Origin of the sequence: Geobacillus sp. ZGt-1 (genome assembly GCF_001026865.1) — a bacterium.
GTDB lineage: Bacteria > Bacillota > Bacilli > Bacillales > Anoxybacillaceae > Geobacillus > Geobacillus thermoleovorans.
Window position 1 is genome coordinate 428677 of record NZ_LDPD01000023.1, and the last position, 7165, is coordinate 435841.

A 7165-nucleotide genomic window follows, 5' to 3' on the forward strand; every position below is an offset into this window, starting at 1 on the left:
CTTCAAATTGCATCTATATACAACCCGGCATTTGCGCTTTGTCGTCATGAAAAATAAGAGCCGCAAAGGACTCTTATCGTTGGTCTGTTCAACTATACTACCATAAAACAGCGGAAAAGCGAAGCCGTTTCACCCCACCGGCCATTACCTTCCGTTTTGACCTATTGTTTTCCAATATGCTTCGCCTTTTCCCGGTTATGCTCGGCCAACGTTTTCGTAAAAATGACCTCGCCGCCCGGTGTCGCCAAAAAGTATAAATAGTCGGTCGCCGCCGGTTCAAGCGCCGCTTCGATCGACATTACGCCGGCGTTGGCGATCGGCCCCGGCGGCAGCCCTTTATGAATGTACGTGTTGTACGGCGAATTGACCTGCAAATCTTTATACAACACACGCTCTTTATGTTCGCCAAGGGCGTACAAAACGGTCGGGTCGGTTTGAAGCGGCATGCCGCGGTGCAGCCGATTGTAAAACACGCTGGCGATTTTTTGGCGGTCAGCTTTTTCCGTCGCCTCTTCCTCAATGAGCGACGACATCGTCAACAGCTGATGCGGCGACATGTTCTTTTCTTTCATCGCTGCCTTATATGTGTCAAGCACAGCTGCCGTTTTCGCCACCATCGCCTCAATGATCTCTGAGAGCGGCGGCTTTTCGTCAGCAAACACATACGTCGCCGGGAACAAGTAGCCTTCCAGCGGATAGCGGATGCCTTTCCGAAAAATATCATCAGTCAACAAATCCGGGTGCATTTTCATCAGCCGTTCGATATACGCGCGATCGTTAAGCAATTTCATAATTTGTTCTTGTTTGTACCCTGTTTTCGCAGCAATGAGGTCAGCGATTTGCACCAATTGCGACCCTTCCGGAACGGTCAGCTTCAATCCGATTTTTAGCGATTTCCCCGTTTTTAACAGCTCAATGATGCGCGCCATTGGCATCGCCCGCGTCAACTCATACTCCCCAGCCTGGAAGCCGGATTCATTTTTCCAGCGGACATATAAGCGAAACACGGCCGCGCTTTTAATGAGCCGCTTTTGTTCGAGCTGCTCGGCAATCGCCGCCGCCGATGAACCGATCGGAATCGAGACATGGACCGGGGTGCGGTCATTCGGGTCGACGGGCTTAAGCGCTGAACGGATGTATAAGAAACTGCTGGCGCCGGCAATGACAAACGCCGCCAGCAGAACAGCACAGACAATCAAGACGATTTTCCGCACAAGCCGCGCCTCTGGCGCCCTAAAATCGTTCTGTTTCATCTTTGTCCTCCTTTCACCCGGCCATATTATACTACAAAGTTCCGCATTTTTCGCCCTTGACGGTCAAAAAATGCAAAGCCAGGGGAGGAAACGCGCCGGTCAATCGAAGCCCTTCGCAACATTTGTCGGACAAACAAGAAGATGTCTGAACCATTGCATGGAACACAACTTATCGTTTCTCAGCGCATAATACGGCAATAAGAAAAGGGGCCCCGATCCTTTTGGCCCCCCTCTGCTGTCCGTTATTCGTCGTCTTCCTCTTCCTGTTCAGCGCAAAACGTATTCCATACTTCTTCGATCATGTCCCACTCTTCTTCCGTCTCGATTGGGAGCAGTTCGCCTTCTTTGTTCTCATCCCCAGGGATGAAGGCGGAAACGTGCACTTCCGTCTCGCCGTTCTCATCTTCCGCCTCGACGCCGACCGGATAGTAAAACACATACGATTTGCCGAAATCATCCGATTCAAACGTAAACAAAATTTCGCACAGCTGCTCGTTGCCATGTTCGTCGACAACGGTAATATGACGGTCTCCGTGTTCCATGTTTTCTCCTCCAATTTATCGTTTACTGTCCAAATATGACTGCAAAATGACGGCCGCCGCCATTTTGTCGATCACTTTCCGCCGCTTTTTCCGGCTGACGTCGGCAGCGATCAACATCCGTTCGGCGGCCATCGTCGACAGCCGTTCATCCCAAAGCACAACGGGCAAAGAAAACTCCTCTCGCAATTTGGCGGCGAACCGCTCGCTTGCCTCAGCGCGCGGCCCGAGCGTGCCGTTCATGTTTTTCGGCCACCCGACGACAATCGTATCGACGCCGTACTCATCGATGATGGCGCGCAGCCGCTTTAAGCCGTAGTCGCCGCGCTCCGTATCAATGGCGATCGTCTCCAATCCTTGCGCTGTAAGGCCGAGTTCGTCGCTAACGGCAACGCCGAGCGTTTTCGTTCCCAAATCTAATCCTAGCGTCCGCATCAGGTTAATCCTTTCGTTGCCCCTGTAAATAGAATTTCACCAATTCCTCGATTAATTCGTCGCGTTCAATTTTGCGGATGAGCGCACGCGCATCTTTATGGCGCGGAATGTAAGCTGGGTCGCCGGACAACAAGTAGCCGACAATTTGATTGATCGGATTGTAGCCTTTTTCCTGCAAGGCGCCATACACCGTCAACAACACTTCGCGAACGTTCGTCTCGGCCGGCTCCTCGGAAAAATGAAACTGCATCGTTTGGTCAAACGAGCTCACCGTTTCCACCTCGCTCCTTATTCAGGCACCCCGTCCTTTTACATCCATTGTACACGATCCGCGCCAATTAGGAAACGGATTTCACCCATGTTTCGACATAACCGAGCGCTTCGCCGACCTTGCTTGGGTCCTTGCCGCCAGCTTGCGCCAAATCCGGGCGCCCGCCGCCGCCCCCACCGCAACGCGACGCTACTTCTTTCACCAGCTTGCCGGCATGGAATCCTTTTTTCACCAAATCGTCCGTTACTGCGGCAATCAGTTGCACTTTTCCGCCCTGGGCGGACGCCAACACGATGACCGCCGTGCCGAGCTTTTGTTTCAAATCATCAGCCATGGCCCGCAGTTGATTCATGTCATTGGCCTGCACTTTTGCCGCCAACACCGGCACGCCGTTTACATCTTTCACTTGACGGGTGAGGTGCTCAGCTTCCATATGGGCGAGGCGGGCAGCAAGCGATTCATTTTCGCGCTCGAGCTCTTTCAGCTCGGCAAACAGTCCGTCAAGACGCGCATTCAATTCTTTCGGGCTTGTTTTCAGTTTTTGCGCCGCCTCTTGCAAAATAGCAAGCTGTTCGCTCATAAAGCGGTATGCCGCTTCTCCGGTCACCGCTTCAATCCGGCGCGTGCCGGCGCCGATGCCGGACTCGGAGACGATTTTAAACAACCCGATGGCTGATGTGTTGGGCACATGGCAGCCGCCGCACAGCTCGAGGCTGTAGTCGCCGACTTTGACGACGCGGACGATGTCGCCGTATTTTTCGCCAAACAGCGCCATCGCGCCCATCGCTTTCGCTTCCTCGAGCGGTTTATAAAAAATGTCAACCGGGAGGCTTTTCCAAATTTGTTCGTTGACGATGGCTTCGATGCGCTCGAGCTCCTCTGGCTTCACTTGCCCAAAATGGGTGAAGTCAAAACGAAGCCGGTCCGGGGCGACAAGCGACCCCGCTTGGTTGACATGGCGGCCGAGCACGTCTTTTAGCGCTTGATGGAGCAAATGGGTCGCCGTATGGTTTTTTACGATGCGCATCCGCTTTGCTTCATCGACGCGCGCCGTATAGCGGGATCCTTTTTTCACCGTTCCGCGTTCGACGATGATCGCATGAAGATGTTGGCCGTTCGGCGCTTTTTGCACATCTTTGACGACCGCTGTTCCTGTTTCGCTTTCAAACACGCCTTGGTCAGCGATTTGTCCGCCGCTTTCGGCGTAAAATGGCGTCACATCGACGATGATTTGCGCCTCTTCGCCGGCTTTCACTTCCTCGACAAGCCGCCCGTCTTTGACGATGGCGATGACCGTCGATGCGGCAACAAGCTCATCGTAGCCGACAAACCGGCTTTCATCTTTAATGTCACCGAGCACTCCGCCTTGGACTTGCATCGAATCGACATCTTGCCGGGCCGCGCGCGCCCGTTCGCGTTGCCGCTCCATCTCGCGCTCAAATCCGGCATGGTCGACCGTCATGCCCGCTTCAGCGGCGTACTCTTCCGTCAGCTCGATCGGAAAGCCGTACGTATCATACAGGCGGAACGCTTCCTCGCCCGGAATGACGTCGCTTCCTTGCTCTTTCGCCTTTTCGATCACCTCCGCCAATATGGCGAGCCCTTCATGGAGCGTTTCATGGAACCGTTCTTCTTCCGTCCGGATGACGCGGGCGATGAAATCGGCTTTTTCTTTCACCTCCGGATAGTAGTCGTGCATAATCTCGCCGACGACCGGGACGAGTTCGTACATAAACGGACGGTCAATGCCGATATGTTTCGCATAGCGCACCGCGCGGCGGAGCAGGCGGCGCAGCACATAACCGCGGCCCTCATTTGACGGCAGCGCCCCGTCGCCGATCGCGAACGTCACGGCTCGAATATGGTCGGCGATCACCTTAAAGGCGACGTCTTTGTCCGGATCTTCGCCATACCGCTCGCCGGCGATCTGCTCGGTCGCGCGGATGATCGGCAGGAACAAGTCGGTTTCAAAGTTCGTCGGCACGTCTTGCAAAATCGAGCACATCCGCTCCAAGCCCATGCCGGTGTCGATGTTTTTCTTCGGCAGCGGCGTGTACGTGCCGTCCGGGTTATGGTTAAACTGCGAAAAGACAAGGTTCCATACTTCTAAATAGCGGTCATTTTCCCCGCCTGGGTACAGCTCCGGATCGTTCGGGTCGTTGCCGAACGCTTCGCCGCGGTCGTAAAAGATTTCCGTGTTCGGACCGCTCGGGCCTTCGCCGATGTCCCAGAAGTTGCCTTCAAGGCGAATGATCCGCTCTTCCGGCAAGCCGATTTCGTTGCGCCAAATGTTGTACGCTTCCTCGTCTTCCGGATGGACGGTGACGGACAACCGTTCCGGATCAAAACCGATCCATTTGTCGCTCGTCAAAAACTCCCATGCCCAATGGATCGCTTCACGCTTGAAGTAATCGCCGATCGAAAAGTTGCCGAGCATTTCAAAAAACGTATGGTGGCGCGCCGTTTTCCCGACGTTTTCGATGTCGTTGGTGCGGATCGATTTTTGCGCGTTGCAAATGCGCGGGTTTTCCGGAACGATGCGCCCGTCAAAGTATTTTTTCAACGTCGCGACGCCGCTGTTGATCCACAACAGCGACGGGTCGTCGACCGGAATGAGCGATGCGCTCGGCTCAACCGCATGGCCTTTTTCTTGGAAAAACTCTAAAAACATGCGCCGCACTTGGGCGGATGTCAGCTTTTTCATGATGATCCTCCCCTTTCGCCTTTTATATAAAAAAACTCCCATCCCCTGCAGGGACGAGAGTTATGCTCGCGGTACCACCCTGTTTATGGGCAAAAAACGCCCATCACCTCTTTGGCCGTAACGCAGCCTTGCGTCAGGTTTTGCCTGCGCTCCGGATTAGCCTTCTGTTGCCCTTCATCTGGAATTTCTTTCAGCCGCGGAAATTCCTCTCTGTGCGCGAGCTCGCGCGTTAAGATGGACTGCAACATACTCGATCCGTCATCGCGTTATGTATTCGCTTTTTTCATTGAAAGATTATAGACAAGCAGAGAGCATTTGTCAATGCGAAGCATAATGCTCTTTCCAATGGGCGATGGCCACTTTCAGCACCGCCGCCGTCGGAACGGCGAGAATGAGGCCGAGCACGCCGGCGAGCTCGCCGCCGGCAAAGAGGGCGAGCATAATGACAAGCGGATGCATATGCACGCTTTTGCCGACGATCAACGGCGACAAGATGTTCCCTTCTAAAAACTGCAAGGTAAAAATGATGACAAGCACGATCACGACCATTTTCAGCGAGACGGTGGCAGCCAAAATGACCGCTGGAACGGCGCCGATCAGCGGGCCAAAATACGGGATGATGTTCGTCACGCCAATGACAAAGCCGAGCAACAGCGGATAATCCATGCCGGCAAGCCACAAGCCGAGCGCCGCTGCCAGACCGATCGCCGCACAGACGAACAGCTGGCCGCGAATGTAGCCGCCGAGCGATTCATCGACATCCTTCAAAAACGTCATCCCCGGCCCACGCCACCGCTTCGGTGTCATGTACCAAATCGCTTTTTTCAACACATCGATGTCTTTTAACATATAGAAGACGATAAACGGAATGATCAACAGCGTCGCCGCCGAACCGATGAACGATTTGGCGGCGTTGATCGCCATCGCGACGGCGGCCGCCGCTGCCTGCTCGATCTCGGCAAACATCGCTTCGATGCGCGTGTGCACCTCAAGCGGCCAATTCGACGTCTCGTCGTGGATGTGGCGCACCCATTGGCGGTATGTATTCATCAAAGACGGCAGCTGTTCATCCAGTTCACGCAACTGGGCGATGAATAGCGGCACGCCGCGGTACAAGCCGTAGCCGACCAAACCGAAAAACAACAAATAAATCAACAAAATGGCAAGGGCGCGCGGCATTCCTTTGCGATGGATGGATTCCACAAGCGGGTAGAGCAAATACGTAATAAACGACGCCAGCAAAAACGGCGTCAACACCGTTGCGATAAAATCAATGACCGGCCGCCAAACGTCTTTCATCCGAACGATCAAATAGATGATTGCCGTCATGAGCAGCCATTTTCCGATGCGAAAGAACGACAGCCATTGTTGCTCGCCCATCGCCACACCTCCTACCGTTTAGTGTAGGAGATGCGGCGGGAAATATGCCTTCACCGCTTTTAGCACTATTTGACAGCCACAAGGCGACGCCCCCGCGCAAAGGCGAGGGCGAGCGCCGTCAGCGGATCGCTTGCATCAAGCGGCGGCGCATCCTCCGCATCGTGCGACCGTTCATCCAATCGTTTCGTTGGGCGAGCTGATAAGCGGCGACGCCTAATCCGACTGCTAACAGCGACGTCATCATCCGGTTCATGCGTGTCCCCCCTAAAATTGGATCGTGCGTTCGTGGTCGTCAAACAAGTCGTCAAGAGAACTCAACGTTCCGTCTTCTTCCACTTGATGGGCGTGGATCATCCCTTTCGAGACGGACAGCTCAATAAAGCAATCCCAGCAGTAGTACTGGTTGACGCCGATTTTCCCTAAATTTTTTCGTTTGCAATTCGGGCAAATGAGCATGGACAGCCACTCTCCTTACATCGTTGTTTCCACGGTGACCACGCCTTCTCTGGCGGTGAACGGAGCGAGCTCCATTCGTTTCTTTCCTTCGGTCAAATCGGAAAAAAATCCCTCGCTGATCTCGTAT

Annotated in this window: 8 protein-coding genes, 1 pseudogene and 1 other annotated feature; all 9 genes and pseudogenes read right to left on the reverse strand. The window is 54.1% G+C overall.

Annotated elements, in window-relative coordinates; genetic code table 11:
* Nucleotides 1-161 precede the first annotated feature (161 nt).
* Complete coding sequence (gene mltG, locus VU18_RS10960; protein WP_011232030.1) at nt 162-1253, reverse strand: endolytic transglycosylase MltG; 1092 nt, start codon at nt 1251-1253, stop codon at nt 162-164.
* Nucleotides 1254-1495: 242 nt separating this feature from the next.
* Nucleotides 1496-1795 (reverse strand): DUF1292 domain-containing protein, encoded by a 300-nt coding sequence (locus VU18_RS10965; RefSeq protein ID WP_011232031.1) that lies wholly within the window; start codon nt 1793-1795, stop codon nt 1496-1498.
* Nucleotides 1796-1810: 15 nt separating this feature from the next.
* Nucleotides 1811-2227 (reverse strand): Holliday junction resolvase RuvX, encoded by a 417-nt coding sequence (gene ruvX, locus VU18_RS10970; protein WP_011232032.1) that lies wholly within the window; start codon nt 2225-2227, stop codon nt 1811-1813.
* Nucleotides 2228-2231: 4 nt separating this feature from the next.
* A complete protein-coding gene (locus VU18_RS10975; protein ID WP_011232033.1) occupies nt 2232-2498 on the reverse strand; it encodes an IreB family regulatory phosphoprotein in 267 nt (88 codons plus the stop codon).
* Nucleotides 2499-2565: 67 nt separating this feature from the next.
* Nucleotides 2566-5202, reverse strand: a complete 2637-nt coding sequence (gene alaS / locus VU18_RS10980; protein ID WP_014196399.1) for an alanine--tRNA ligase — start codon at nt 5200-5202, stop codon at nt 2566-2568.
* Nucleotides 5203-5248: 46 nt separating this feature from the next.
* Nucleotides 5249-5473 (reverse strand) — a binding site (T-box leader).
* A 47-nt stretch (nt 5474-5520) separates the two neighbouring features.
* On the reverse strand, nt 5521-6582 hold the full coding sequence (locus VU18_RS10985; protein ID WP_021321998.1) for an AI-2E family transporter: 1062 nt from the start codon (nt 6580-6582) through the stop codon (nt 5521-5523).
* A 118-nt stretch (nt 6583-6700) separates the two neighbouring features.
* Complete coding sequence (locus tag VU18_RS17500) at nt 6701-6835, reverse strand: YrzQ family protein (protein ID WP_013144658.1); 135 nt, start codon at nt 6833-6835, stop codon at nt 6701-6703.
* An 11-nt stretch (nt 6836-6846) separates the two neighbouring features.
* Nucleotides 6847-7038, reverse strand: coding sequence for a hypothetical protein (locus tag VU18_RS10990; RefSeq protein ID WP_008881018.1), 192 nt, complete (start codon nt 7036-7038; stop codon nt 6847-6849).
* 15 nt (nt 7039-7053) lie between these two features.
* Nucleotides 7054-7165, reverse strand: a pseudogene (locus tag VU18_RS20185) (photosystem reaction center subunit H); the annotation flags it as partial.

Bases quoted from the DNA above. Each gene is read 5' to 3' on its own strand.
- mltG (WP_011232030.1), bottom strand. From the start codon at position 1,253: ATGAAACAGAACGATTTTAGGGCGCCAGAGGCGCGGCTTGTGCGGAAA.
- VU18_RS10965 (WP_011232031.1), bottom strand. From the start codon at position 1,795: ATGGAACACGGAGACCGTCATATTACCGTTGTCGACGAACATGGCAAC.
- ruvX (WP_011232032.1), bottom strand. From the start codon at position 2,227: ATGCGGACGCTAGGATTAGATTTGGGAACGAAAACGCTCGGCGTTGCC.
- alaS (WP_014196399.1), bottom strand. From the start codon at position 5,202: ATGAAAAAGCTGACATCCGCCCAAGTGCGGCGCATGTTTTTAGAGTTT.
- VU18_RS10985 (WP_021321998.1), bottom strand. From the start codon at position 6,582: ATGGGCGAGCAACAATGGCTGTCGTTCTTTCGCATCGGAAAATGGCTG.
- VU18_RS17500 (WP_013144658.1), bottom strand. From the start codon at position 6,835: ATGAACCGGATGATGACGTCGCTGTTAGCAGTCGGATTAGGCGTCGCC.
- VU18_RS10990 (WP_008881018.1), bottom strand. From the start codon at position 7,038: ATGCTCATTTGCCCGAATTGCAAACGAAAAAATTTAGGGAAAATCGGC.